The sequence below is a fragment of the Tsuneonella litorea genome, assembly GCF_025154015.1.
Lineage (GTDB): Bacteria > Pseudomonadota > Alphaproteobacteria > Sphingomonadales > Sphingomonadaceae > Tsuneonella > Tsuneonella litorea.
In genome coordinates this window covers 19,054-41,838 of sequence record NZ_JAOAMV010000005.1, presented here as the reverse complement: position 1 = coordinate 41,838, position 22,785 = coordinate 19,054, and the positions used below count along the sequence as shown (strand labels likewise).

Below are 22,785 nucleotides of genomic sequence, written 5' to 3'. Positions count from 1 at the left end.
GCGACGCGCGCAGGCCGGCATCGGCGACCTATCCTCCAGCTGCCACCGCGACGTCAATCGGTGCCCCTGCTAACATCGAGTTGTCGGTGTCGCCCACCACGAAAAACCCGCCCCAGAAGAATGGATGCGAACTGCTCTGGACCGACATCAATTCACGTTGCGCGGTGTTGAGCGCGGTCGCGATATTGTTGGTTCGACCGCTGGCGTAGAAGCGCTGCATAAACACCTCGCTGTCCCCCCGGTTCGACGATTCCCAATAGGTCGCCATCACCGCGCGGGCGTTTGCGCTGAAGAACGCCCGTACCAAGCCTTCGAGGGTGGCTCCTGGCTGCGCTTCTCCAGAAAGTTGCAATGCGCGCTCACCGATCGCGGACGCAGTCTCGCAGGCAGACAACACCACGAGATTGGCGTCGAGTCGCAGCCGCGCGACTTCGTCAAAGCTGAGCAGCATGTCCGAGCCACCGGCGCCGAGCGACGTCAATAGCGCTGCAGGCGCGTCGGGGCAGCCAAACTGTCCCTCGGTAAGTCCGTGGGTGGCAAAATGCAGGACTTTGTAGTTGGACAGGTCGCCTCCCGATGCGCCCATCTTCAGGACCGCGGTATCGGTGAACGAGGTGTTAGAAACCACGGGCGCGCGGCCAACCTGGAGGGCAGTTGCTGCCAGTTGGATCTCGCGGGCGGGGATCGGCGCAAATCGGTTGGTAAGCTCGCCAATCGTAGCCGGGGTTAGGAGGCACGGTCCGACCCGGATCAAATCCTGCGTCGCCGCCCCCGGTGGCAGGGGATCGGGCGACGCAAAACCGATAAGCGGCAGCGCCGCGCGCGAAGGCGATAGAGTGCGCGATGCCACGAAGCTGCGCGGTGAAATAGCGACACTGGTGGTTAATCGCTTCGCGAGAAACGCGACGTTTGTGTAGTCGAGCTTGTCCGCCTGCCTTGTAAACTGGAGAACTGCCGTCGGATCAGTCACCAGCACGGCGGGAGAAAGCCCGTTGAGCACTTGACCTCCATCGACCACTAGGTCCGACTTCGTCTCGATGTGCGCGTCGACCTCGCCGAACAGGATTCGGTACAGCACGACGGCGTTAGTCACGGAAAACTCGGGGACGCGTCCGTAGGCGATCCCACCATCTATTGAATCGCGCAGGCGCTTGCTGACGATCAAAACGTCATCAACATCCTGCGCCGGTCTGATCGTGTGCGACTTCGCCGTGTCGATCAGTATCCCGAAGATGCGGTCACCGATGACGTTGAAGCGGACGTACGCCTCGCCATCCCGGAGTACGGACTTGACTTCCGCGAGGCTGGCGGGCCGGTTAGTGACCGGACTCAGCCGGGCGTCAGCCTGCACCCTAGCATCCAGCTCGAAGTATTGCGCCTGGACATCGGACCGTCGCTGCTCAAGAGCGTCGGTCGGTTGGCCCGCTGCACGCGCCTCGGCAAGCAGCAGGTCGGTCTCAGTCAGGGATCGCTGTAATTCTTCCAGGTCACGAAGCAGGCTGCCGGTAATACCATCGGCCGCGACGATGGTCTGCAACTGACTTATCTGGCGGGCAGCCCCCGGCTCGCCGCTGACCTGAAGCGCCTGGAAATACTCTGCCGCCGCATCCGTGTTGCCCGCCTCTGCCTGTTCAGCCAGTCGATCAAGATACGGAATGAGAGCGCTGGTCGCGAACGCGGCACTTTCCTCACGGGCAAGCAACAACGCATCCACCGCCTTCTCATACGCGGCATCGATCTCCTCTTGGGGACGACCCGCGCGGGCCACCAAAGCTGCACGTTCAAGCTGAAACTCGGCTATGGCCGGCTCCGTCCCCGTCCCCGCTCGGGCCAACGCGCCGCGCGTCAGATCAGCAATCGCCCGATCGAACGACTGGAATGCCGCGTCGTAATTGCCACGTGCTGCCGCAATGCGGCCGTCCTGCCTGAAGAGCCGCGCGCTCATCCACATTATGCCGTCGTCGCGAATCCGCTCGGCCTTCAACACGGCACGAAGTTGACTGAATTTCTCCTGCGCGCGATCGAGTGCCGCTTGCGCGGACTGCGCGTTGCCCAGCGAAAGCTCGGCCACGCTAAGCGCCCAGGCCGCCTGCACGCTCAGAAACGCGTCGCGCTTGTCCTGCTCGTTCCCGAGCGAGATAACCGAGCGAATATCGTCCGAACTCGCTGTTACCGCGTTCAGTTGCACAAGCGTGTTCGGATCCGACAGGGCGCCGCCAGAACTCGTGGTTCCGTTGACCAGCGGGCGCAAGATGCGTCGAGCGGTCTCGAAATCTCTCTGGTTCAGCGCATGCAAACCCAGATAGCTTTGCAGCTTTGCCCGCAAGATGCGCTGATTGTCGGAATCAAGCGTCGCGATGAGCGCGCCGGCGTCGGCGAAGAGTTTGTCCGCACTGCTGAAGAACTGGATATTTGAATCGGCGAGACCTGCCTCGAGCATGAGCGACGCACGGGTAATCGGTGATGCCTGATCATCAAGTCGACCGAGCGTGGTTATCAGATAGCGGGACGCATCTGCACTCAGCCCGCGAAAGTTGAGCGCGGTGCCGCGACCGAGTATGGCGTCAAGGCTCTCGGCCCCGGCTTCCGCGTTGACCCTCGCCAAGCTTTCTTCCGGGGCCTCGAGCGACGATACGTCGATTGGTCGACGATCGGAAGTCGCATTCTCGGGCAGGTCCAGGCCGGTCACGATACGCAGAGCCTGGTAGGCCGCCCCGACCGCATTGGGCGCAGCGGCCAACTGGTACGCTCCGCGCCCGCGCTCGGCATCGATGATAACCGCAACATAGCCCAGGCCCGGGTCGACACAGCGACGAGCGACTGCACGCTCGAAATCTTGCAGCGTGACCACCCGCTCCGAACCGCAGGCGAGGGCTGACGAAAACGCCTCTCGCTCGCGCACGCTTGCGAACGTGCGAAGGCGCGCGAGCGTTCCGGCGGTCCCTCCTCGACAGTTGACCGAGTAGGTACCCCCAAACTTGGTTTCGCGACCACCGAAGCTTGGGTCGGTCCAGTTGAAAGCGGCTGCGCAGGGATCCCCCGCAGCGTTCCGTCCCAGGCTGAACTGCCCTCTCTCGCTGGCAGGTGGCACGGTTGCGCATCCGGCGAGCGCTAGAGCGGAAACGGCCGACAAGAGAACGGGGTAATGCGGTCGTACGATTTCCATCTCGGTTGTCTCCTACCGATCAACACATACGCCCTTTTCGTCGCGCGGGCAGTCGAGATTCTGATCGTCTGACGCCGCGTCCGAGAACAGGCCTTCATTGTTGGTGCCAACCAGCGGATCGAACGGGACAAGCAGCCCGGTGTCACTTGAAAGCAGTCGTGTATTCTCGCGCGGCAGCGAGATAATTGTGGTTCCGATTATGGTATTGACGCAGTCTGCGCCACTCCTGATGAGACATCCGTTGATGCGTGAATAGGGGGATTGAAGCGTGTCGTCGATCACGACGACAGAGCCGGGCGCGATCGCGGCTGCGGGTCCGACCAGATTGTTGATCTGGCCAAATAGCGCGAATGCGTTGGTCGCATCGAGCGTGTCGATGACGAGAGCCCCACCCCCACCTGTCGACCCAATCACCACGCCGTTGGTCGTGGTCGCTCCGGTGCCCAGGGTCCCGGTATTCTGGAACAGCGCCGAGTTACCGTAAGCGACGGCAAGGGTCCCGGCGCGAAGGTAGACCGGGTCGTTCGCCCGATCGCCGCCGAGAGGATCGGGCAATGCCGCATTGTAAAGTTTCGATGTCGCATTCCCCACGACTTGACGCGCAAGATCCTGGCTCGTGCGACCGGCAACTTCGTTGAGGAACGGGGTGGTGCCGAAAGCAATATCATTGCCGCGAAGATCAAGCTTCGCTTGGCCGACATTGATCGTGACCGCTTCGATATCGCCGGTAATGGTGCCTGCGACCCCCGTTGATGCCGCGCTCCCGGCACCCACCCGGCCGCCGATGCGGATTGTGCGTCCTGCTCCGTCGGCTGTGAGGTCACCCACGAAGTTGACTGCACCCGTAGTCGCCACATCGACCCGGTTCGAGCCCGCTGCCGTGGTTAGGCTGACATCGCTTATCGTGACCGAGTTGGCGCCAGCGTCGACGGTGAGGGTCGTCGCCGTAATCCGGTCGAGCTCAGCATCGCTGAGCGAAAATGTTGCGACTCCCGACCCGAGCGCCACGCCACCGGTGGCCCCTGCTTTGAGCGTCAGGTCCGTCGCCTTGAAGCCGGCATTTATCTCGACATCGCGCGCGCTTACCGACGCACTGCTCCCGGCATCGACCGCCGCTCGCGTGGTAAAGGTCCCAGTCGTATTTGCGGTCAGACCCTTTGACGAGACCGGACCGGTAAAAGTCACCGAGGCTGGCATTGCAACCGTTCCGACAGCGAGAACGCCGCTCGTGGCCGTCGTACCCCCTGCGATCACGGCGCCGGTGGTGTCGATCGTGATGGACGTACCTGCCTGAAGCGCAGCACCGGCCCCCGTCAGGGCTTGTCCGAGCGTGACCGAACCACCCGAAGTGCTGTCAATGTCGATCGTGCCACCTGCTGAAACCTTGCTGGCGGTCGTAATACTCCGACCTGCGGTGATGAACGCGTCGGTTCCGGCCGTAATCGCACCAGCGCTGATGGCGTCGCCTGCATCGACATCGACACTGCCCAGGCTTGCGGTGATCGATGCCGCCGTTACGCTCTCCGACGCAGTCAGTATAGCGTTGGTCTTCGCAAGTAAGGTGCCGGTGGTGATAAGGCTGCCCGAACCGAGATCGATCAATGCAGTGGTGGCGGTCGCGTCCTTGAGCGAGATCTGCCCTTTCGACTTGATCCGCACGCTGGCAGCGGTCAAGTTGCCGGTAAAGGTAGCGCTTGCAACAGGCGCCACCGCACCCACCGTCAGCGCGCCGCCAGCGGTCGTCCCGCCCGCGGTCACCGCACCCGTCGTGTCGAGCGCGATCGTCGTGCCCGCACGTCGCCGGTCGCCTTGAGCGCACCCGCCGCCACCGAACCGGCGTCGATGTCGATCATCCCCGCGGTCGCGGTGATAGCTTGCGCGGTCAGGTCTCCCGCTGCCTGAACGCTCGCGTAGCTACCGCTCAAATCCTGGCTGAAGGTCAGGTCGCCATTGACGTCCGCATCAACCCCGCCGCTTGATGACCAGGCTCCGCCGACGGTGACCGATGCCTGGCTAGCGCCACCGGTGTAGAGAAAGATCCCGGTGCCCGTGGGAACCGCGCTGGTAGCAACGTTGGCATTGACCGTCAGCAACGCGTTCATGACGCCGGCGGCGGTCTGGAAGACGAAACGCGCCGAATCGCCCGTAATGTTGCCAGACACCTCCTGGCTGGCGACCGTGGTGCCCGCGGGAATGGTGAACGCCACCGGGCTTCCGGCATTGAACGTGACGTCGATCGCGGTGGCGGCGACGAAGTTCGCCGTGCCCGATCCCGCGTCGTAGGTCCCGGCAGTGAGGTTGAGCGCCGGGGAAACGAACATCAGGGTCCCGTTGGTCACGAACGTCGGAGCCGTGCCCATGCCCGAGAAGGCAGAGATGAAGGTCGTGGCAAACGGATTGGTCACGAAGCTGATCGTCCCGGCCCCGTTGCCGGCGTTGTCGGTGCCTTCGTAGAAGTCGAAGAAATCCGCGTCGCTGAGATCGAGCGTCGAGGCGTAGAAGCTCGAGGCGTTGACCGTAGCCGTGTCGCCGAACAGGATACCGTTCTGGTTGACGAGCCAGAAGTTCACGCCCGCGGCGTTGATGGTCCCGCCGATGTCGGAAAAACCGCCGCCGATGACGCGGTTAAGCAGCGAAGCCTGTGCCGCCGCCGACGCGTTCGCCACATTCAGCGTAGTTCCCGTCGGAACATTGAACTGGTTCCAGTTGGCCACCACCACGGGTGCAAGCACGCTGATGTTCGCGGTGCTGGCGTCCGGGTTGGTGATCGTGATCTGGTTCGGATTGCCCGCACTGTCTTCGGCCGTGACCAGGTCGCCCGATGACACGAGTTGCGCGTACGCCGCGCCCGGAAGGGCGAGGAGCGCAACCGTGGCTGTCGTGGCGAGCATCCTCAAGCGGAGTGAACGGTGCTTGGCAGTCATGTCGTCATCTCCTTGGCCCCCTGCGACATGGGCCGGACAGAAACCTACTGGAACAGGGCCGGAATCCTGGTCGTGATCGAGAACAGCAGCCGCTCGGGCGGCCTCGCTGCATCGTTGAACAGTGCCTTGTCGAGCGGCTTGGCATAGGTGAATTCGGCCCGCAGACCTTTGCCCAGCACCAACCGCAAGCCCCCGCCCACTGATTTAAGAGTGCGGGTCGGATCGGGCGTTCCGAAGTCGAGGTTTTCGATCTTCACGATGTCATAGAAGCCGAACACCTGGGGCTGAAGGTCGGCCAGCGCCGGTGGGCTCATGCTCACCTCGAGCGAGCCACCAATCGCCCGGTCACCGCTGTTGGCGCCGGGATCGTAGCCCCGTCCGATCGTCAGGTTGCCTATCGAGAACTCGTCGTAGTTGAGCAGTGGATGATTGGTCCACTGGCCCTCGCCTCGCGCGCGGACGCCAAAGAAACTCCCGAGCGATGCCGAGATGTCGGCGCCTCCTCTCACCACCAGCGCCTGCGAATCGCCGAATGGCCGCGATGCGGAAATGCCGTCGGTCTGGGCAAAACCGGAGGCGCCGAATTCGGTTGCGCCGAAGATGTCCAGTCCGCGCCGAGCCTCGAGGTAGGTATCGAACGACAACAGCGTCGAACCGTCGATGCGGCGCTTCTGGCCAACCAGGTCGCCGCGCACGTACAGCGTGCGGAGCGCGTCCTTGCTAAGCGGAAAGCCGGCTACGTCGGAATTCTGGTCGACGTAATCGAAGCCTAGCGCCAGGTCGGCAAAGGTGTCGACCGTCCGAAGGATCGGATAACGCGTTTCGAGGTTCGCGATCAGCGTCTTGGTCGACAGGTCGAGATTGGCAATGTCGGGCTTCGACCAGGCATAGGTCAGCGTGCCGCCGATGCGGATGTTGTTGCGACCGACCCCGAACTCGTGGCCAGCCTGGACGATCTGCTGCTCCTCGAAATCGAGGGTCGATTGCGCCCCGATGAAGGTCTGGTCTGCGAGCCCGGTCAGCCCGTAGTATTCGAAACGGCCAAACAGCGTCTCGCGCCCAATGCGCTTTGAGTTGTAGTTTCGCGCGTTGAGAAGCACCGCAAAGGGCTGATAAACCACGGCCACATTGCCAATGACCTCGCCTGGCTCGCCACCTCCCGGCGCGAGCGTCAAGCGCAGGCTAAGGCCCGGTATGTCGTTGGCTCGAAGCAAAATCGCCTCGGCATCGCGTTCGTTGAGCGGATCAAGCGCCTGTAGCGGCACGAGTTGGCGCGTGATCTGGTCGCGATAAGGGCCGGGCTCGCCGGTGATCCGGAGCTCGGAAATACGCGCAGAGACCACATCGAGTCGCAGCGTCCCGTTGAGCTCCTGTTGTGGAATCTGGACTGTCGCGATCCAACCGTCTCGACGTAACGCCGCGTTGGCGGCATCGCGTACATCACACACGACCGACAGCGGCTGCGTCCCCTGCGGCACTGGCACGTTTGCCAGCGACTTTGCCAGCGGGGACGCGAGTTCGCCCCTCCCCGCAACATCCATGAACACGACCTCACGCAAGTCGGTCGTCAGGGCGCTGTTATCGAACGGACAATTCTGCCGGAAGCTCGCATCGCGGTCGTACCTGACCTTGGGAGGCAGCGGCGCAACAGTCGGTTGCGGAAGCTCGAGTTCTTCGCGCGTCGGGCCAGTCGTCTGCGCGATCGATGGCGATGCGAAAACGAAACTGGCCGCGACGACCACGCCGACAGTACCCGCGCGCGAGCGCGATGGAGCAGAATCCATGGAGACCCCCAGAAATTGGATTCGACTGCGGATTATTTTTGCGCCCCGAGGCCGCAGTCAGGCATTGTGTTATGGCCCAAGCACAGGCCTGTCAACGCCGTATCACGTATATCTACGGCTAGGTCGGGTGGAACAAGCCATTGAATCTTGCGCCAGAAAAACGCTGGCAAGGCCCCTCTCCTTCCGCCTGACGGCAACTGCCGGACGTGCTGGCGTGTTGTCGGGGTCGACAAGATATCGTGTTTCCGACGTCGATACCTGACTGGTGACCCTCGATCATAACAACCCGATGAGACGCGCTGTCATTCGGCTAGCATGCTCGAGTGCAGTAGGCATGGCAGATCGCGGAAGCGCACTGCCAATGGAGCAAGGCTCGCGGCACTGGACCCGCAAGCGGCGTTGGGCGGAAAGCGCCTTCTCGTGTCGCAATTGCTCGCTCCGGCGCGGCGGAGGACGAGACCTTCCGTCGATTTGGCACTCTTCCCCGCTGACCGTACCCCGGCGGGACCGGCGGCGAACACATCGGGGAGGCATGAGGAGCGGCTTGCTTCTGTTTCCCCACGGAGAACCGCCAATGGCCAGGGGCGGAGCCGGAGCATGTAAGGCCCGGCAGCCGCTCGTATCTGTGAGCCCTCCCAGACCGCTGAAAGCACGGGGCTGGCCCCGCGCTGCGCAGCTCGGTGACCCAGAAGAAAAGCGGCCCCGCTGACGAGAAAGGGGCGGGGCCGCACGAAGGACACGCGTCGCTCGCTCCTTCGCGGTGAGTGCCACTATCCCATCCGATCCACACGAGATTGTATGGATACGCCACCCTGAAATATGGCGCTCCAACCGACACACCGCAGGGATCCGCGATCTGCCGGCTCTCGACAGAAGCACGAGCAAGTTGTTTTCCTAGCCCTCCCTCCGATGGCTGGCCGGCCCGACGCCAACGTCAAGCACGGATGTCCCCTCCGTAAACGAAACACCCTGGTCCTGTCCCGTTGTGCGACCTCTCTGAATAAGCCCGAGAACGATCCATTCTGATAATCTAGACGATCCGCATGCGACGCGCTCTTGTCCTCACCAGCGAACAGGCTCGGCACCCCTTCCGGGTGGGCCTCCCTTCCCACGTTTGCCTGGCAACTCTCAACCGCCCCCGAACAGGGATTGCTGCCGGCATGAGGCGCGAACCGCGCCCCGAACCGGTACAGCTCGAGCGAACCAGGCGCGACGTCCTCGGCTTCCCTACTCGGCCATGTTGAGAAAGATTGGCCGGCTATTCGTCATAAAGACACGGGTCGAGGCCTGCCTGATAATATACGCCCTCGCGCTGGGAGCGTGTGAACGCGGGGTCCATTACGTGGTCCAGTTTCCTGGCTGGAGCGGGAAAATGCTGTTTGTCGCCGCCACCGGGTCGGTGTTCCTCGCGGGCGCGAAAATCTTCGATTGCATCCGGCTCGAGCGTTCTTTTCAGCACCGGAAAGCCGGGCCTTCCGGATCGGGCGGCATCAGGGACGTCGACTGAGTCCCCCGTCATCCGCTCATATCAGGCCAAGCCCGGTTTCCTCGCCAGGCGCGTGTTGACCAATTTCTTCAGCTTGCCGGCTGCGACGACAGGCACGATCACCGACAAGGCGATACCACCAAGCGAGGAAACACCCAGCCAGATGGCCGTCAGGGTGCCTCCCGACTGGTAAATAGCGTAAATGACCGGGCCAGCCAGGATAAGGCCGCGCACTTCGTTCATCACGAGTGCGAACGCTCCGACCTTTATGAACCCGTTCAAAAAGAAAGCCAGCGAACTCGTCATGAGTTCGGCCTAGGTGTTCGCGGTTGAGATAGGGTTAACCCGCGCGAGCCGATGATCGAACGGCGCGCGTCATCCGGATCGAAAATCGACACCTTCTCGGCAGCCGCTCATCCAAGGCAAGGCGGCGACGTCACACAGTCAAGAAGCCAGCGATCCGATGGCAACACGCGTTTGCACAGCCGCAGCGCGAGCCGCAGACGCGGCAGATGTCTCAGTCCTGCTCCCGCGCCTCTCCCCGGGCTCCGTTGCCCTCATAAGCAGCTGGGGCCGCCAATAGCTTCTTCTCTTCCTCTTTTCGCAGGCGCGCGATCACGTAGTCCACGCCCTCGACGGTTATCGCGAACGTACCGTCCTCGGTAATCTCCATCAGCCCCTTCGATTTGAGATACCATGCGTGGAACTCGAATTGGCTCTCGGTACAGCCGAGGCTCTCCTCGAGAAGCCAGCCCACGATCCCCGGGCTGAGCGCGTTTTCCCGGCGTCTCTTGTAGAGTTGCGAAAGGATCCGATCATGGGTCTCGGCGTCGTTTAGCGCGACTGACCCGTTCAGGCCCTGGCCAAGATCGGCGTTAGCGGCAGGTCGTGGCCTACCCAGCGTAGCGACGTAGATCTCGTCGTACTCTGCGCGCGCCACCGGATCGCGGAGGACCTTGTAAGCGCTGACGACCTCGCTGAATTTCTCGATATTCGCAGTTGCGCCGCTATCGGGATGATAAAGCTTCGCGAAATAGTGATAGGCCAGCTCGAGGCGACGGGCATCGCATTCAAAATCGACCTGGAGCGCACCGTAATGGTCAGTGAAGGATGGGGTGTCGTGCATACGTCTTTCACATCTGGAGTGCGTCCGGGCCGGTTTCTGTCCTACCTGCTCACCTGGCCCAGCACTTGCGTCGTGCTGCCCGACGACAAGGCACGTTGAAATTCACTCTTGTCCTCGTGATATGTTCGGCTCAGCGCCCCTTCAGCGGATCGATCGCGAGACCGTTTTTTCGAACCTCGTAATGCAGGTGGGCACCCGTTGATCGGCCAGTTGAGCCCACCAATCCGACGAGCTGACCCCTAGAGACCCTCTGTCCGGGTGAGACGAGGATCCGGGACAAGTGCGCAAATCGGGATTCGTACCCTCCACCGTGCTCCACCTTCACCAGCAGACCATACGATCCGTTCCAGCTTGCAAAGGCCACCACCCCATCGGCAGCCGAGACGACCGGCGATCCCATTGGCGCTGCGAGGTCGACTCCCGAATGCATCCTCACGCCGCGAAGCACGGGATGCTGCCGGAACCCGAACCGACTAGTCACGGCACGCGAGCTGACCGGCAAGCCGGAGGGAAGCCTCGTGCCCTCGAGATCAGCAGCGCCGTCGACCCCCTTTGCATGACGGCGCAGGGCGATCGGTGCACCGAGCGCGTCGCTTGCCTTGCTCACCGTGATCGAGGCGGCCCCGCCTCCAGATCCGATCGAGATGACCGCGGCTTGGGGATGCACTTCGTCAGCCAATGCCGCGGACGCAGTTGTCAGGGCGAACGCAGCCAGGAGAAATTGCCTTCCGCGCCTGGGCCGTGGCTCCGCCGACTGGATGCCAGACGCGATATTTCTCATGACCACATGACCGCCGCAATGCCGCCCACGCCGATCGCGATACCATAAGGAAGCTTGTCGAAATCGGTGGCCCTTTGCGGACCTCGCCGCGAGCGACCAGACGAGCGAAATGCCAGGAAAAGGAACAGGAGCACCAAGCCACTCAGCGACACTGCAACGAGCAGGACGAGGCCGTACTTGATCGGCAGCCAGGCAGCCATCGAGGCGTAGAACTTCGCATCACCGGCCCCGATAGCGCCCAGGGCAAACAGGCCAATCGTTACCAGCAAGGCCACGGCGACATGGAGCGCGGCCATCCCGACCGCAGACCACCCCCCATGGACGATCCAGGCGAACGTCAGCCCCAGCACCACGTTCAGGCCGCAAAGCCAATTCGGTATCCGCCGAGCGCGGATGTCGGTCCACGAGGCCGTGACGACGACCGCGATCAACGTAGCGAACAGAGCAACCGCCACGGGAAGATAGTCGCCGGACAGCACCCGATCAGTCTTCCAGGCGAATACGGATCGGGTAGGCGCGATCCTTCTGCGGAGCTACCACCGCGCGCGCGCTGGCCAGTGCAACCCGGGCGGCGGGCGAAGCGGAAGGGCTCGCGCTTCTTCCGACTTCGATGACCGCCCGATGCCCGCTTGCTCCCGCTACCGTCCGGGCGCTTGCCTGGCCGCTGACAATCGTCACTTCCGACGACGAGACCCGCTGCAGGCGAGAAACCGGCGATCGTACCGAAATACCCGCTCCGAGCGAGCGGGTGACCGGCTCGACAGGCACCTGGGCATTTCCAAGCTGCACATCGGGCGTGGCTACATCGACGAGTGGTCTTGCCTGCTCAAAGGCGAGTGAGGGCCCGGCACTCCTCGGCATCCCGTTGTTCGCGTAGAACAAGGCCAGGTTGGAACGATAGCGCGTGTCTTCCGGCGCAAGCGCGATGGCAACCCGGAAGAAACGCTCGGTGAGATCTTCGCGGCCCAGGCGGCTGTAGGCAACCGCAAGCCCGTTGTAGGCGGCCGGCGCCTCTTCCGCGAACGACTTTGCGAGCATGAAGGCATCGATCGCATCGGCGGTCCGGCCTTCCTTCAGCGCCTTGCGGCCCTCCTCGAGCTGTCCGGCACCAAAGTCGGCAATCGCCGACCTTTCTGCCTCCAGGCCAGCACGCGCGATACCGTGCCCCCCAATCCCGAGTGCCTGGCAGCCCCCGAGCACCAGTGCCATCGCTGCTGCGGATACCGCCGCCACCTGCCGCTTGTTGGCTTGGATCATTCTAGCCTCCTCCGGTCATCAAAGGGAAAATCTTGCGAACCATCAGCACTGCCGCCGGCAGCATGAGCGTCCCGATCATCGTCGGAAGCATGCACGCGACGAGCGGGATCGAGATGAGGACAGGCAGCCGGTGGGCTTTTTCCTCGGCGCGCATCTGGCGCCGTTCGCGCATCTCGGCAGCGTAGACCCGCAGCGTCGTCGCGATACTCGTTCCCAGCTTGTCGGACTGGATGATGAGCGTCGAGAACGATCGGATCTCGTCGATCTCCGATGCATCGGCCATCTTCCGGAATGCCTCGTCGCGCGAAGATCCCGCGCGAAGCTGCAGGGTGGTGATCGAGAGGAGTTCCGCCACGAGCGGGTGCGATATCGCCATTTCGCGGCCAACACGATCCATCGCCGCCTCGAGGCCGAGGCCGGATTCTACGCACACGAGCAGCAGGTCGAGGCAGTCGGGAAATCCGTTGATGATCGCCTCGCGCCGCCGGTCAGCCTTTGCGCGTACGTAGAGGTTGGGCACATAGAGACCGACCAGCGCCAGGATCGAACCGACCAGGTAGACTTTCAGGAACGAAGGCGGATCGTCGCCCGAGAATGCCAACGCGACATAAGCGAGCGGAAGAACAAAAATCAGGCCCAACCGCACGAGGGTGTAGACGCGGGGCGCAGCGGAAGAGGTGTAACCGGCCTGGCGCAGCAACTTGGTCAGGCGCTCGCTCTTCGTATCGGTGAGATTGAGCCCCGCCTTCTCGACCATTTCGGCGATCCGCGCCCAGGCATTGGCCGTATCGCGGGATCGCAGGCTCTGTCCCTGGTTCGCTATCACCAGGTCCATCGCTTCCAGCTTTTCGAGCTGGGCCCGGACGGCGACGCGCCTGTTGGCCGCGGCAAGGAGAAAGAGCGAACCCGCTGCGACGATCCCGAAGATGATCAACAGGATCAGGATGCGGACGGTGCTGTTCTGTGCGGCCAGTTCGATCATGTCAGACCTTGATGTCGACGAGTTTGCGGATCCAGAAAACGCCGATGAAATACCAGATGATCAGCGAGGGAAATCCGATGATGAAAATGGAATCCCGCGAGACGTCTGTGTAGAAACGCGGGTTGATCGCGAACATGCTCACGAATGTGATGATGGGCAGGACGGTAAGAATCCAGCCAGTCATCCGGCCCTCCGAGCTGAGCGCTCGCACCTTCATGAACAAGCTGGCCCGGGCCCGGATCACGCCGGACAGATTCTCGAGAATCTCTGCAAGATTGCCGCCCGTCTCGGCCTGGACGGCAAGCGAGACCACGAACATGCGGATGTCTTCCATGTCCCACCGGTCGGCCATAGCCTCGAGCGAGTCGGTCAGCTCGGCGCCGTAGGCGATCTCGTCGCCGACGATCCCGAACTCGCTGCCGATGGGATCTTCCATTTCGTTGGTGAGCAGGTTGATCGCGCCTGCGACCGGGTGCCCCGACCGCAGCGCACGCACGAAAATATCGAGCGCAACGGGAAACTGTTGCTCCATCTTCTTCCGCCGGCGCTGCGCGAAGATGTTGATGATGACAATCGGCAACCCGGCCGAGATGCTCGCCGCGAGGGCGACAGCGAGAATGACCACCCCCGCTGTGACTACAATCCCCGAAAGTGACATCAGGAGGAGCAGCCCTACGCTCACCAGCACAAATGCGAATCCCATCCAGAACAGCATCTGTCCGAGGGTGAAGCTCACGGCCGAGGCGAACAGCGCGCTTTGGAGACTGCGCAGGGGACGGGCGATCACCGAGGGATACTGGGCGAACTCGCTTGGCGCATTCTTGCGGAGCTGGGCAGCGATCGCGGCTCGATCCGACCCGCTCTTGATCAATTCCAGCCGGCGATTAACCGCAGCAAACCGGGACCGGTTGCGCCATGCCGCCCCCAACACGACCTGTGACAGAACGAAGACCGACGCGAAGATCGCGAGAAGGATCCCGAGGCGGAGGGCCGTGTCGAGCATATCAGCCGAACTTCAGCTCGGGCCGGAACAGCTCGGCCGGCAGGTCGATACCCGCCGCCGCAGCGTCGGCGAGAAGCTTCGGACGAATGCCAGTTGCTTCGAAGTGCCCGATGACCTCGCCGGAATCGCTCCGCCCCGTGGTCTTGAAGCGGAAGATCTCCTGCATGGTGATCGTGCTGCTCTCCATGCCGGTGACCTCGGCGAGGCTCACGACCTTGCGTTTGCCATCCGCGAGGCGGGCAACCTGGACGACGATCTCGATTGCCGAGGCGATCTGGGCGCGAGCCGATGCGGGCGAGATCTCGATCCCGCTCATGCCGATCATCTGCTCGATCCGCGAGAGGGCGTCGCGAGGCGTGTTCGCGTGCACAGTGGTCATCGACCCGTCGTGCCCGGTGTTCATCGCCTGGAGCATGTCGAAGGCCTCGCCAGCGCGAACCTCGCCAATGATTATCCGATCCGGCCGCATGCGAAGCGCGTTCTTTACGAGGTCGCGCTGGGAAACCTCGCCGCGCCCCTCGATGTTCGCCGGACGCGTCTCGAGCCTCGCCACGTGCTCCTGCTGGAGTTGCAGTTCTGCCGAGTCCTCGATCGTGACGATACGCTCGCGGTGATCGATAAAGGAAGACATGGCGTTGAGGAGCGTGGTCTTGCCCGACCCGGTACCACCCGAGATCAGGATGTTCTTGCGCGAACCAACTGCCGCTCGCATCACCTGCGCCATCTGGTCGGGCACGCTGCCGAATTCGATCAGCTTCTCGATTCCGATCCGTTTCTTGGCGAACTTGCGGATCGAGAGCAGCGATCCGTCGATCGCAAGCGGCGCGATGATGGCGTTGACCCGCGAGCCGTCCGCCAGGCGTGCGTCAACGAACGGCGAGGATTCGTCGATCCGGCGGCCCACCGCGCTGACGATTTTCTGGATTATCCGGATGAGGTGCTTCTCGTCCTGAAAGCGAGTGGCGACCTTTTCGAGCAATCCGAGGCGTTCAACGAAGACCGTCTTGTAGCCATTGACGAGGATGTCGGTAATCGACTCGTCCTTGAGCAAGGGTTCGAGCGGCCCCAATCCGAGCAGTTCGTCGAGGACCTCGACGACCAGTTCCTGTCGCTCCTGCGCATTCAAAACTTCGCTGCGTTCCTGCAGCAGTTCTTGCACGATTTCCCGGATTTCCGACTCGATCTGCGCACGTGGTAGCTGGTCCAACGCAGCGAGATTGATCTTTTCGAGCAGGGCCCGGTGTATCGAGACCTTCAGCCCCAGTCGGTGCTCGTCCTCGCTCGCGATCGGCGCGAGCTCACTGGCGGTTTCGACGCGAGGGTCAGGGGCCGTGACGGACACCGCCGACTTGAGGGACCATGTGCTCATCCTACGCCCCCCCCCTCAACAAGTCCTTCGCTAGCGCGTCGATGTCCGATACGAAGCGCGACCTGGATCCGCTTTCAGTCACGAGCCGGCCTTCGTCCTGAGATGCCCCGATCTGTGCCTTTTCTTCCGAAAGCGTTTTCGTGATCGGCCGGCCCAGCGTGTCGGCGACATCGCTCTCGCTGACCGATCGGAAAAGTTTCCGCTCCATACGGTTGAGGACGATATCCACTCGCGAACGAGGTATGTCGATCTCGTCGAAAAGCGCCAGCTTGCGCTTGGTTTGTCGCAAGGCCGCGATGGAAAGGTCGCTAATCAGGATGACACGATCGGATTCGCGTAGCAGCGAAAGCGACCAATCGCTCCAAACGGGGGGCAGATCCACAAGCACGTACTCGAACATCGATCGAGCAAGCCGGAGACTGGCAAGAAGGTGGTCGGTGTCGAGCTTATCGATTGGCCGGATGACTTCCGGCGCGGCAACCAGAGAGAACCCATAGCGCGTTTCGGTAACGGCGCTTCGGAATAGGTCGGCGTCGAGCCGCGAACCGGCATCGATCAGTGCATCCATCGCGACTTTCGGGGACACGCCAAGATACGAAGCGGCATCCCCCCCCTGCAGGTCGAAATCCATTAGGCAGACGCTGTGTGATCCCGGCGTCCGGTTCGCGATCGCTTGCGCGAGGTGGGTGAGTACCGTCGTTGCGCCGCTGCCGCCATGCGCCTGCACGATTGCAGTTACGGAAGCCAGATTGCCGTTCTCCGCGATCTCATGCTGACTTGAGAGCGCGTCGAGGATCTGGGCCGCCAGATTGTCTGGGGCAAACGGCAGTTCCGCTACATCGGTAACGCCTTGGCGGATCAAGGTTCGGACGAGCGAAACATTGGCGTTGAGCAGCGCGACGATGATCGAAACCGAGGGAAAGAGCGCACGTACCGTGGCGAGCCGCCGCAGCGAGCCTTCGCTCCCCGGATCGACTTCTAGCACCAAGACCCGAACGTCCGAGAGCATGCCCGACGATAGTTCGCCGTCGGCCGGAAGCGCCAGAAGTGTCGTGCTCTCTTGCCACCGGATAGGCTCGTCGCTCTCGCGAAGCGTGTCGAGATACCGTCCTGATGCGACGATCAGTGATCGACCGGACAGCTTGGCGTTCATCTTCTCGATCATCTGGAAAGGGTTGGCAGTCTTCGTCATGTTGATCTCAATACTGAAAAGTTCTGCAGCCGCCCGCGTGCGCGAGCGAGCGATTGCGAGCGGCGAGGTTCAGCAATTGCGAAAGCCAGGCCTAGCGCGAGGTGGGGGAACGGGGGGCGCATGGTCATACCTAGTTCGAATAGCTTCCTTGCCCGTCTTCCATCGTGAGGGAGTACGAAGCGCCAGGTATTCCAATGCTCATAAGGCCTGCCAAAAACAGGGGCCGGAATCCGAGATTGTCGATCTTCACCGTCACGATCGGGGACACGTCGGGCCCGTTGGGATCGCCCGAATAACCAAGACCAGACCACGCGTATTCGATTGAAACATCTTGCGCACCCAATCGTGGTTGGATCTGCTGCATGCGCGCAACGAGCCGCCCATAGGCCGCCGTATTCGCGGTCAACGGAAACGAACAGGTGTCGCCCGAAGCACATGTGCATGACGTGGCGTTACCACCGGCAAACGACACGCCCGGGAAAGCCGATTTCGGGACCGGATCGCCTTGGAGGATCGGGGGGCTCTGGTTGACAGCAAAGCTCCAGCCTTCAAGACCGTCGCAAATAAAATCGGTCGCAACTGCCCAACGAGCGCCGATCTGGGCCGCCTTTTCGTTCTCGTTCACAAACCAGATGAAGCGGCCAACGTCCAACGTCCCCAGAAGAAAGAGCAAAAAAGGGGGTAGCACGAGCGCAAACTCGGCGGCGGATGCCCCTTGCTCGTCCGGCAACAAGCCAACAAGGACGCGAGGCAATTTCATAGTCCCATAACTGCAGCTTGCGCCTGTGCGCGGACGACCGCTCCACGAGTATCGAAGCCGAGTAGTCCCAGCAGCGAAGGATAAGGGACGACCGTCGAAACCAGCACGCGCGGTGCGGTACCGTATGTCCGGTAGAGACCGTTCGCGTATGTATCGTCGCAGCTGACCGTGACAGAAACCTCGCTTGCGTCCCAGCCGCTCACGCGTACGGCTCCGCCCGTGCCGATCTGGCCGGTACGGGTAACTGCGATGATATTGTCTCTGGCGGTGCTGTCGACAACAGTTCCGGACGCGCAGTCGTAGTTACTAAACGATAGGCGCCCCGCATAGCGTGCACCGTCACGCACTCCCTTGATAACCTTGTGCTCGGTAAGCAGGTAGTTCCCGCCCTCCATGCTGCCAAAAATGAGAGCCATCATCATGGGCAGGCACAGCGCCAACTCAGCTGCTGCGGTACCGCTGCGTTCGCGGATGAAGGATAGCGCACACATCATTCAATCAAATACGGCACATCACGCCGTACCGTCTGGGTGACCGAGCCGTTATCTCCGCCAATATCGGTGCGGTCGATCAGTTCGACATACACGTCAAATGGCTCAGTATATACGGTGTTGCATCCACTCCCACTGGCGCACTTCCTGCGACTCTTGGATGGCTCGACTAGGAAGACATCGATCCACGTCGGGACCTCCAGTTCCTTGTTGTTGATGCTATTTCCGTATTTCGCCTGGAGAGCGTTGCAGTTGAGCACGGCCACACTGATCCGGCGGCGATCGAGATCGACCCCGGGAACGAGACCGTACGGTGAATTCGCGAGTGCTAGCGACCTGCCAGGCTGTGGCTGCGCGTAAGCGTAGCTGTTACCCCCTACGGACTTGGCGATGCTGCTTCCAGTCATCGTGCCCGCGACGATCTGGTCGGCTTCCCAGCGATAGACCTGATACCGAGTGGGATAGGATTGTCCCGGCGGAAAAGGCCCGTAATCCGTTGCCGAAACTTGCCCGCCATAGTTCGAACCGAAAGCCGAACGCCAGTATGCATCGATGTCCCACGCGCCATTGCCCACGCGCGCATTCTGACCGCCGTTGTACAAGGAGCAATTCCCGTCATTGCTCCACGCGTGGCACAGATCCCGCGGTAGCCCCATGACGAGGGGCGTCTTCGTATTCGGGTAAAGGGAGGCGGACGTGGGTCTGTAGGCCGCGATATCGAAATTGCCGCTATTGCCCTCGTACACCGACCAGTTGCTGTTGTTCTGCTGTCGCGTCAGGTCCTTGCGCACACTGACCGAAGGGGAACACTTTCCCGCAACACCATTGATCGAAGGGCAATACTGGCCGCTGCCTGTCACATCAAAACGAGCGTTTAGCCCATCCAGCACGCTGGCGTTCATCCCATTCTTGATTTCGACCCCGGTCACAGATTCACAATCGCCGCCCCGAACATCCCAGCCGAGCGCGGCGAGCAGTCCGTTGGCGCCGGTGCCGAATTCGGTCTGAAGGAAGCCGAACGCTCCGGGGGTATAGCTATCGTTCGCGACGAGCTTGATGCCATCGCCAAGATGGTCTTCGGCCGGAAAATCGAGCATCGTGTCTACATTGTTCGCTGGCTCGACCGGATTGCAGATCATGAGGGGCGGCACCCGGCAGATCGCAGCGTTTAGGCCGGCGAACGCGGCCGCGTGCATGTCGCCCGACCCCCGGAATGTCGCCATCACCGGCGTCAGGGCATAGAACGCCTCTCGCGGGTCGACGTGCACTTCGACGTAGTTCGCGTTCTCGTACGAATCCGCCGCTGTGGTCTTTTGCTTGTCCTGATAGAACCGGATGCGACCGACTGCATCGCAGGCCTCTTCTCCGGTGACAGTAACCTGATTACCGCTACCGTCGTTCGAAAGCAGCGTCAGGTTCCGCAGCAGGCCAACGGCTGCCTGCGACGCTCGCGCACACGCATCGGGTTCGTGGTCGAGCTGGGTGACCCCCGCAAGTGCAGCTTGGTCGGCCGCGTTCTGCAGTTCGCTGTCGAGAGAAGCCATTCGGCTGTAGTCGTAAGCTACACCAGCCACCACGATGAGAGGCAGCACGGCAATCGCATACGTAACGGCGACTGCGCCGCCGCTATCAAGCCAGAAGCTATTGCGTGGCCGTTTCATGGATCATCGCCAATCAGGAGCCGCCACCGCCGCCGCCGCCACCGCCGCCGCTAATCTGGGTGCTGGATACCGCGGCGGGGCGCTTCACCTTGTCGGTGCGATAGCGCTCGGCGGCCTGGCCCGCGTGTTCGCCGCTGGTCGGCGGATTGAGCGTATCATATTGCGGATCGGGATCGACGACCTGCGCGGCCATCGTCATCCGGTTCGCGTCGCCGAAGTGAGAGGCTTGCGGCTCGTAGATCGTCTCGCAGCCTGCGAGCGCGGGAAGTAGTGCGACGAGCGCCAGGCGACGGGCATCAATAGTCATATCCGTCTCCATCCTTGGTCGCCGCGGTCGCGGCGTTGGGAAGTGCAATCTGCGAAGGTGCTGCGCTGGTCGGCGCTGCACCGGCGGCCGCTTCAGCTGGCAGCGCGCCCGCGACAGGCGCCAGCGGCACTGGCCTGTAGCTGTTTCCAGTGGTCAACACGTCGATCGGCTGGGGGTCGGCGATGCGGTCCGTCGGCAGCCGGACCTGATCGGGCCGGATCGGCGCGACGAGGCGCGGAGTGACCACGATGAGCAGCTCGGTCTCGCCCTTCTGGAAATTGGTGGAGCGGAAAAGAGCGCCCAGGATCGGGATGTTGCCCAGCAGGGGCAGCTGCTTGACCGTGCTCTGGAAATCATTCCGCAGCAGGCCGGCGATGGCGAAGCTTTCCCCGTCGCGCAGCTCGACGGTGGTGCTCGCGCGCCGGGTTTGCAGGCCGGGAACGGTGAGCCCGTTGACCGTGACGGAGGCCGACGGATCGATCGAGCTTACCTCGGGCTCGACGATCAGGCTGATGACCTTGTCACCGAGCACCGTGGGCGTGAAACCGAGGCTGACGCCGAACGGCTTGTACTCGATCGTAATCGCATTGCCGCCGCCTCCGGTCGCGCCGCCCCCCGTTCCCTGGGAAACCGGGATCGGGAATTCTCCCCCGGCAAGGAAGGAAGCGCGCTCGCCGGACAGCGCGACGAGCGTCGGATTGGCCAGCAGTTTCGCGAGCCCCTTATTCTCGAGTGCGTTCAAGGTGCTGTCGATGCCCAGCGTTCCGATGTTGTACGAGGTACCGAAAATGCCGAAGGAATCGACGATCGCGCCGAGTGTCGCAGGCCCGGCCCCCACTAGGCCAGCGCCGCTGCCGATCACGCCCGAGAAGCGACTTCCGCCGAAGGCATGATCGATGCCCAGTCGCTCACCGATGGTGCGATTGATCTCGGCAAATTTGACCTCGAGCATCACCTGCTGGCTGCCGCCCACGGTAATCAGGTTGATTACGTTATCGCCCGCATAGGCCTTGGCCAGCTGCGCCGCACGACCGGCGGCTCCGGGATCGTTGACCATGCCGGTCAGCAGCAGCTTGCCGGCGGAAATGCGCGCGTCGATCGGCTGGCCGGGCACGAGATCGGCCATCTGCGCGCGCAACCCTTCCACGTCGGGGCCCACTTCCACGTCCATCACCGCGATCACGCGGTTGCCGCGGTCGTAAAGGGTGAGGCTGGTGGTGCCGAATGCCTTGCCGAGCACGTAGATCGATCGTTCCGAGATCGGCACGACGTCCGCCACCTCGGCATTGCCGATCATCGCGCGGGCTATCGCGCGGTCGGCGGAGACGACCTGGCTCTTGTTCACCGGCACTTCGATCGTGCCGGCATGGAGGCCGTATTCCTGCGCCGCCGCGGGGGCGACCGCGATGGCGCTCGTGGCGAGGACGAAGGCCGCGAAGATCCTGGATGCGGTTTTCATCAACGGCTCCCCAGGGTGCCGACCTGGTAGCTGGTCGGTTCGGTGCCGCGCACGACGGTCATCGCGGGGCCCATTGGAACGGAAACGGCATTCACCATTGAAGGAGGGTTGATGCTCGCAAGCTGGGGCGCGGGCGGCGGGCTGTATCCGCCGCCTCCGCCTCCGCCGCGGTTCTTGCCGCCGATGACGAGGCGCGGCAGGCCAAGGTTGCGGCTGGTCACGGTGCGCGCGAGCCGTGGCTGGTCGCCTTCGCGGTCGACGGCGAACATCGGCTCCATCTTGCGAAGCGTGAGCTGGAGCGTGCCCATCCGGTTGGCGACCGCGAGGCGCGAGGCATCCTGCGGCGTTACCGCGAGGGTGACGGTGCGGCTGACCTTGGGCTGACCGGTCTTCTCGTCGGCGAGCTGGTCGACCGCGAGCACCTGGGCGCCTTCGAGCACGACATCGGCGCGCTGGTCCTGCTGGTCAGCGCCGTCGCCTTCGATCTGGCGCAGCAGCAGCACGTCGACCATCAGGCCGGGCAGCACGAAGCCGGCGACGCCGTTGACGTTATTGACGGGAATCGAGACGGCGCGAAAGCCGTCGGGCAACAGCGCGGCGAGCGTGGCGCGGCCGTCGGTGCCGCTTACCTTGCTGCGAAGAATGGGTTCGCCGATGACGATCGGGCGCAAGGCCACGCGATTGTCCTTCAGCACCTCCGGAATCGAGGTAAAGGCCCCTTGCGGGACCGAGTTGGCCGGGAAGTTCTGCAGGCGGACCGTCTGCTCGGTGACCGGTTCACCGTATTCGAGGGGTTTGGTGGCGACGACTATGCGAACCAGCTTTTGTTGCTCAGCTACGGCAGCCTGCTTCTGCTCGACACCTGTGAAATAGGCATTGGCGATGACTACTGCGATAAGGCCGAGCACCACCGCGAATCCAACTAGGACTAAATTTCGTCCCTGCATCTTGCGCCCCCCCTCGGGCCGTCAGACTTCACTTTCAAATTGTCAGAAAGAAGAGCTAGACAATTCGGAAGGTGGGGGCCAGTCCCGAAG

20 protein-coding genes are annotated in these 22,785 nt (G+C 62.6%); 1 reads left to right on the top strand and 19 read right to left on the bottom strand.

The window, feature by feature from the left end; translation table 11 throughout:
- Positions 1 to 28 precede the first annotated feature (28 nt).
- The 4 genes from N0B51_RS10450 to N0B51_RS10435 form a co-directional block, all read right to left on the bottom strand.
- Positions 29 to 2,851, bottom strand: coding sequence for a CHAT domain-containing protein (locus N0B51_RS10450; protein WP_259962293.1), 2,823 nt, complete (start codon positions 2,849 to 2,851; stop codon positions 29 to 31).
- 327 nt (positions 2,852 to 3,178) lie between these two features.
- Positions 3,179 to 4,924 (bottom strand): beta strand repeat-containing protein, encoded by a 1,746-nt coding sequence (locus tag N0B51_RS10445; RefSeq protein ID WP_259962292.1) that lies wholly within the window; start codon positions 4,922 to 4,924, stop codon positions 3,179 to 3,181.
- A complete protein-coding gene (locus tag N0B51_RS10440) occupies positions 4,921 to 6,090 on the bottom strand; it encodes a two-partner secretion domain-containing protein (RefSeq protein ID WP_259962291.1) in 1,170 nt (389 codons plus the stop codon). The genes N0B51_RS10445 and N0B51_RS10440 overlap by 4 nt, the downstream gene beginning before the upstream one ends.
- 44 nt (positions 6,091 to 6,134) lie before the next feature.
- Complete coding sequence (locus N0B51_RS10435; protein ID WP_259962290.1) at positions 6,135 to 7,832, bottom strand: ShlB/FhaC/HecB family hemolysin secretion/activation protein; 1,698 nt, start codon at positions 7,830 to 7,832, stop codon at positions 6,135 to 6,137.
- A 1,279-nt stretch (positions 7,833 to 9,111) separates the two neighbouring features.
- On the opposite strand from N0B51_RS10435, the gene N0B51_RS10430 reads away from it, so the two are divergent.
- On the top strand, positions 9,112 to 9,381 hold the full coding sequence (locus tag N0B51_RS10430; RefSeq protein WP_259962289.1) for a hypothetical protein: 270 nt from the start codon (positions 9,112 to 9,114) through the stop codon (positions 9,379 to 9,381).
- A gap of 21 nt (positions 9,382 to 9,402) precedes the next feature.
- Here the strand turns inward: N0B51_RS10430 and N0B51_RS10425 are convergent, their stop codons facing one another.
- The 15 genes from N0B51_RS10425 to cpaB all read right to left on the bottom strand — a co-directional run bounded on the left by N0B51_RS10425 (position 9,403) and on the right by cpaB (position 22,695).
- Entirely contained in the window at positions 9,403 to 9,666 is a 264-nt protein-coding gene (locus N0B51_RS10425; RefSeq protein WP_259962287.1) for a hypothetical protein, read from the bottom strand.
- A 211-nt stretch (positions 9,667 to 9,877) separates the two neighbouring features.
- Positions 9,878 to 10,486: a J domain-containing protein gene (locus N0B51_RS10420; RefSeq protein WP_259962286.1), complete on the bottom strand. Its 609-nt coding sequence runs from the start codon at positions 10,484 to 10,486 to the stop codon at positions 9,878 to 9,880.
- Positions 10,487 to 10,616: 130 nt separating this feature from the next.
- Positions 10,617 to 11,165, bottom strand: coding sequence for a M23 family metallopeptidase (locus N0B51_RS10415; protein ID WP_259962285.1), 549 nt, complete (start codon positions 11,163 to 11,165; stop codon positions 10,617 to 10,619).
- 98 nt (positions 11,166 to 11,263) lie between these two features.
- Positions 11,264 to 11,746 carry an A24 family peptidase gene (locus N0B51_RS10410; protein WP_259962284.1) on the bottom strand — a complete coding sequence of 161 codons (483 nt, stop codon included), beginning with the start codon at positions 11,744 to 11,746 and terminating at the stop codon, positions 11,264 to 11,266.
- A 4-nt stretch (positions 11,747 to 11,750) separates the two neighbouring features.
- Entirely contained in the window at positions 11,751 to 12,524 is a 774-nt protein-coding gene (locus N0B51_RS10405; protein ID WP_259962283.1) for a hypothetical protein, read from the bottom strand.
- 1 nt (position 12,525) lies between these two features.
- Entirely contained in the window at positions 12,526 to 13,506 is a 981-nt protein-coding gene (locus tag N0B51_RS10400; RefSeq protein WP_259962282.1) for a type II secretion system F family protein, read from the bottom strand.
- Between the two features lies 1 nt (position 13,507).
- Complete coding sequence (locus tag N0B51_RS10395; RefSeq protein ID WP_259962281.1) at positions 13,508 to 14,509, bottom strand: type II secretion system F family protein; 1,002 nt, start codon at positions 14,507 to 14,509, stop codon at positions 13,508 to 13,510.
- A 1-nt stretch (position 14,510) separates the two neighbouring features.
- Positions 14,511 to 15,878: a TadA family conjugal transfer-associated ATPase gene (locus tag N0B51_RS10390; protein WP_259962280.1), complete on the bottom strand. Its 1,368-nt coding sequence runs from the start codon at positions 15,876 to 15,878 to the stop codon at positions 14,511 to 14,513.
- Between the two features lies 1 nt (position 15,879).
- On the bottom strand, positions 15,880 to 17,070 hold the full coding sequence (locus N0B51_RS10385) for a CpaE/TadZ family protein (protein WP_259962279.1): 1,191 nt from the start codon (positions 17,068 to 17,070) through the stop codon (positions 15,880 to 15,882).
- Between the two features lie 130 nt (positions 17,071 to 17,200).
- The gene (locus tag N0B51_RS10380; RefSeq protein WP_259962277.1) at positions 17,201 to 17,830 is read right to left on the bottom strand and encodes a TadE/TadG family type IV pilus assembly protein; all 630 of its coding nucleotides are present in this window, start codon (positions 17,828 to 17,830) and stop codon (positions 17,201 to 17,203) included.
- The gene (locus N0B51_RS10375; protein WP_259962605.1) at positions 17,827 to 18,321 is read right to left on the bottom strand and encodes a TadE/TadG family type IV pilus assembly protein; all 495 of its coding nucleotides are present in this window, start codon (positions 18,319 to 18,321) and stop codon (positions 17,827 to 17,829) included. The genes N0B51_RS10380 and N0B51_RS10375 overlap by 4 nt, the downstream gene beginning before the upstream one ends.
- Positions 18,321 to 19,982: a Tad domain-containing protein gene (locus N0B51_RS10370; RefSeq protein WP_259962276.1), complete on the bottom strand. Its 1,662-nt coding sequence runs from the start codon at positions 19,980 to 19,982 to the stop codon at positions 18,321 to 18,323. The genes N0B51_RS10375 and N0B51_RS10370 overlap by 1 nt, the downstream gene beginning before the upstream one ends.
- Before the next feature lie 13 nt (positions 19,983 to 19,995).
- Entirely contained in the window at positions 19,996 to 20,289 is a 294-nt protein-coding gene (locus tag N0B51_RS10365) for a hypothetical protein (RefSeq protein WP_259962274.1), read from the bottom strand.
- Positions 20,279 to 21,748: a type II and III secretion system protein family protein gene (locus tag N0B51_RS10360; RefSeq protein WP_259962273.1), complete on the bottom strand. Its 1,470-nt coding sequence runs from the start codon at positions 21,746 to 21,748 to the stop codon at positions 20,279 to 20,281. The genes N0B51_RS10365 and N0B51_RS10360 overlap by 11 nt, the downstream gene beginning before the upstream one ends.
- Positions 21,748 to 22,695: a Flp pilus assembly protein CpaB gene (gene cpaB, locus N0B51_RS10355; protein ID WP_259962272.1), complete on the bottom strand. Its 948-nt coding sequence runs from the start codon at positions 22,693 to 22,695 to the stop codon at positions 21,748 to 21,750. Before cpaB ends, N0B51_RS10360 begins: the two co-directional genes overlap by 1 nt.
- Between the last annotated feature and the right edge of the window lie 90 nt (positions 22,696 to 22,785).

Excerpts from the sequence above, each read along its gene's own strand:
- N0B51_RS10440 (WP_259962291.1), bottom strand. The coding sequence starts at position 6,090 with ATGACTGCCAAGCACCGTTCACTCCGCTTGAGGATGCTCGCCACGACA.
- N0B51_RS10430 (WP_259962289.1), top strand. The coding sequence starts at position 9,112 with ATGTTGAGAAAGATTGGCCGGCTATTCGTCATAAAGACACGGGTCGAG.
- N0B51_RS10425 (WP_259962287.1), bottom strand. The coding sequence starts at position 9,666 with ATGACGAGTTCGCTGGCTTTCTTTTTGAACGGGTTCATAAAGGTCGGA.
- N0B51_RS10420 (WP_259962286.1), bottom strand. The coding sequence starts at position 10,486 with ATGCACGACACCCCATCCTTCACTGACCATTACGGTGCGCTCCAGGTC.
- N0B51_RS10405 (WP_259962283.1), bottom strand. The coding sequence starts at position 12,524 with ATGATCCAAGCCAACAAGCGGCAGGTGGCGGCGGTATCCGCAGCAGCG.
- N0B51_RS10400 (WP_259962282.1), bottom strand. The coding sequence starts at position 13,506 with ATGATCGAACTGGCCGCACAGAACAGCACCGTCCGCATCCTGATCCTG.
- N0B51_RS10395 (WP_259962281.1), bottom strand. The coding sequence starts at position 14,509 with ATGCTCGACACGGCCCTCCGCCTCGGGATCCTTCTCGCGATCTTCGCG.
- N0B51_RS10390 (WP_259962280.1), bottom strand. The coding sequence starts at position 15,878 with ATGAGCACATGGTCCCTCAAGTCGGCGGTGTCCGTCACGGCCCCTGAC.
- N0B51_RS10385 (WP_259962279.1), bottom strand. The coding sequence starts at position 17,070 with ATGACGAAGACTGCCAACCCTTTCCAGATGATCGAGAAGATGAACGCC.
- N0B51_RS10380 (WP_259962277.1), bottom strand. The coding sequence starts at position 17,830 with ATGAAATTGCCTCGCGTCCTTGTTGGCTTGTTGCCGGACGAGCAAGGG.
- N0B51_RS10375 (WP_259962605.1), bottom strand. The coding sequence starts at position 18,321 with ATGTGTGCGCTATCCTTCATCCGCGAACGCAGCGGTACCGCAGCAGCT.
- N0B51_RS10370 (WP_259962276.1), bottom strand. The coding sequence starts at position 19,982 with ATGAAACGGCCACGCAATAGCTTCTGGCTTGATAGCGGCGGCGCAGTC.
- N0B51_RS10365 (WP_259962274.1), bottom strand. The coding sequence starts at position 20,289 with ATGACTATTGATGCCCGTCGCCTGGCGCTCGTCGCACTACTTCCCGCG.
- N0B51_RS10360 (WP_259962273.1), bottom strand. The coding sequence starts at position 21,748 with ATGAAAACCGCATCCAGGATCTTCGCGGCCTTCGTCCTCGCCACGAGC.
- cpaB (WP_259962272.1), bottom strand. The coding sequence starts at position 22,695 with ATGCAGGGACGAAATTTAGTCCTAGTTGGATTCGCGGTGGTGCTCGGC.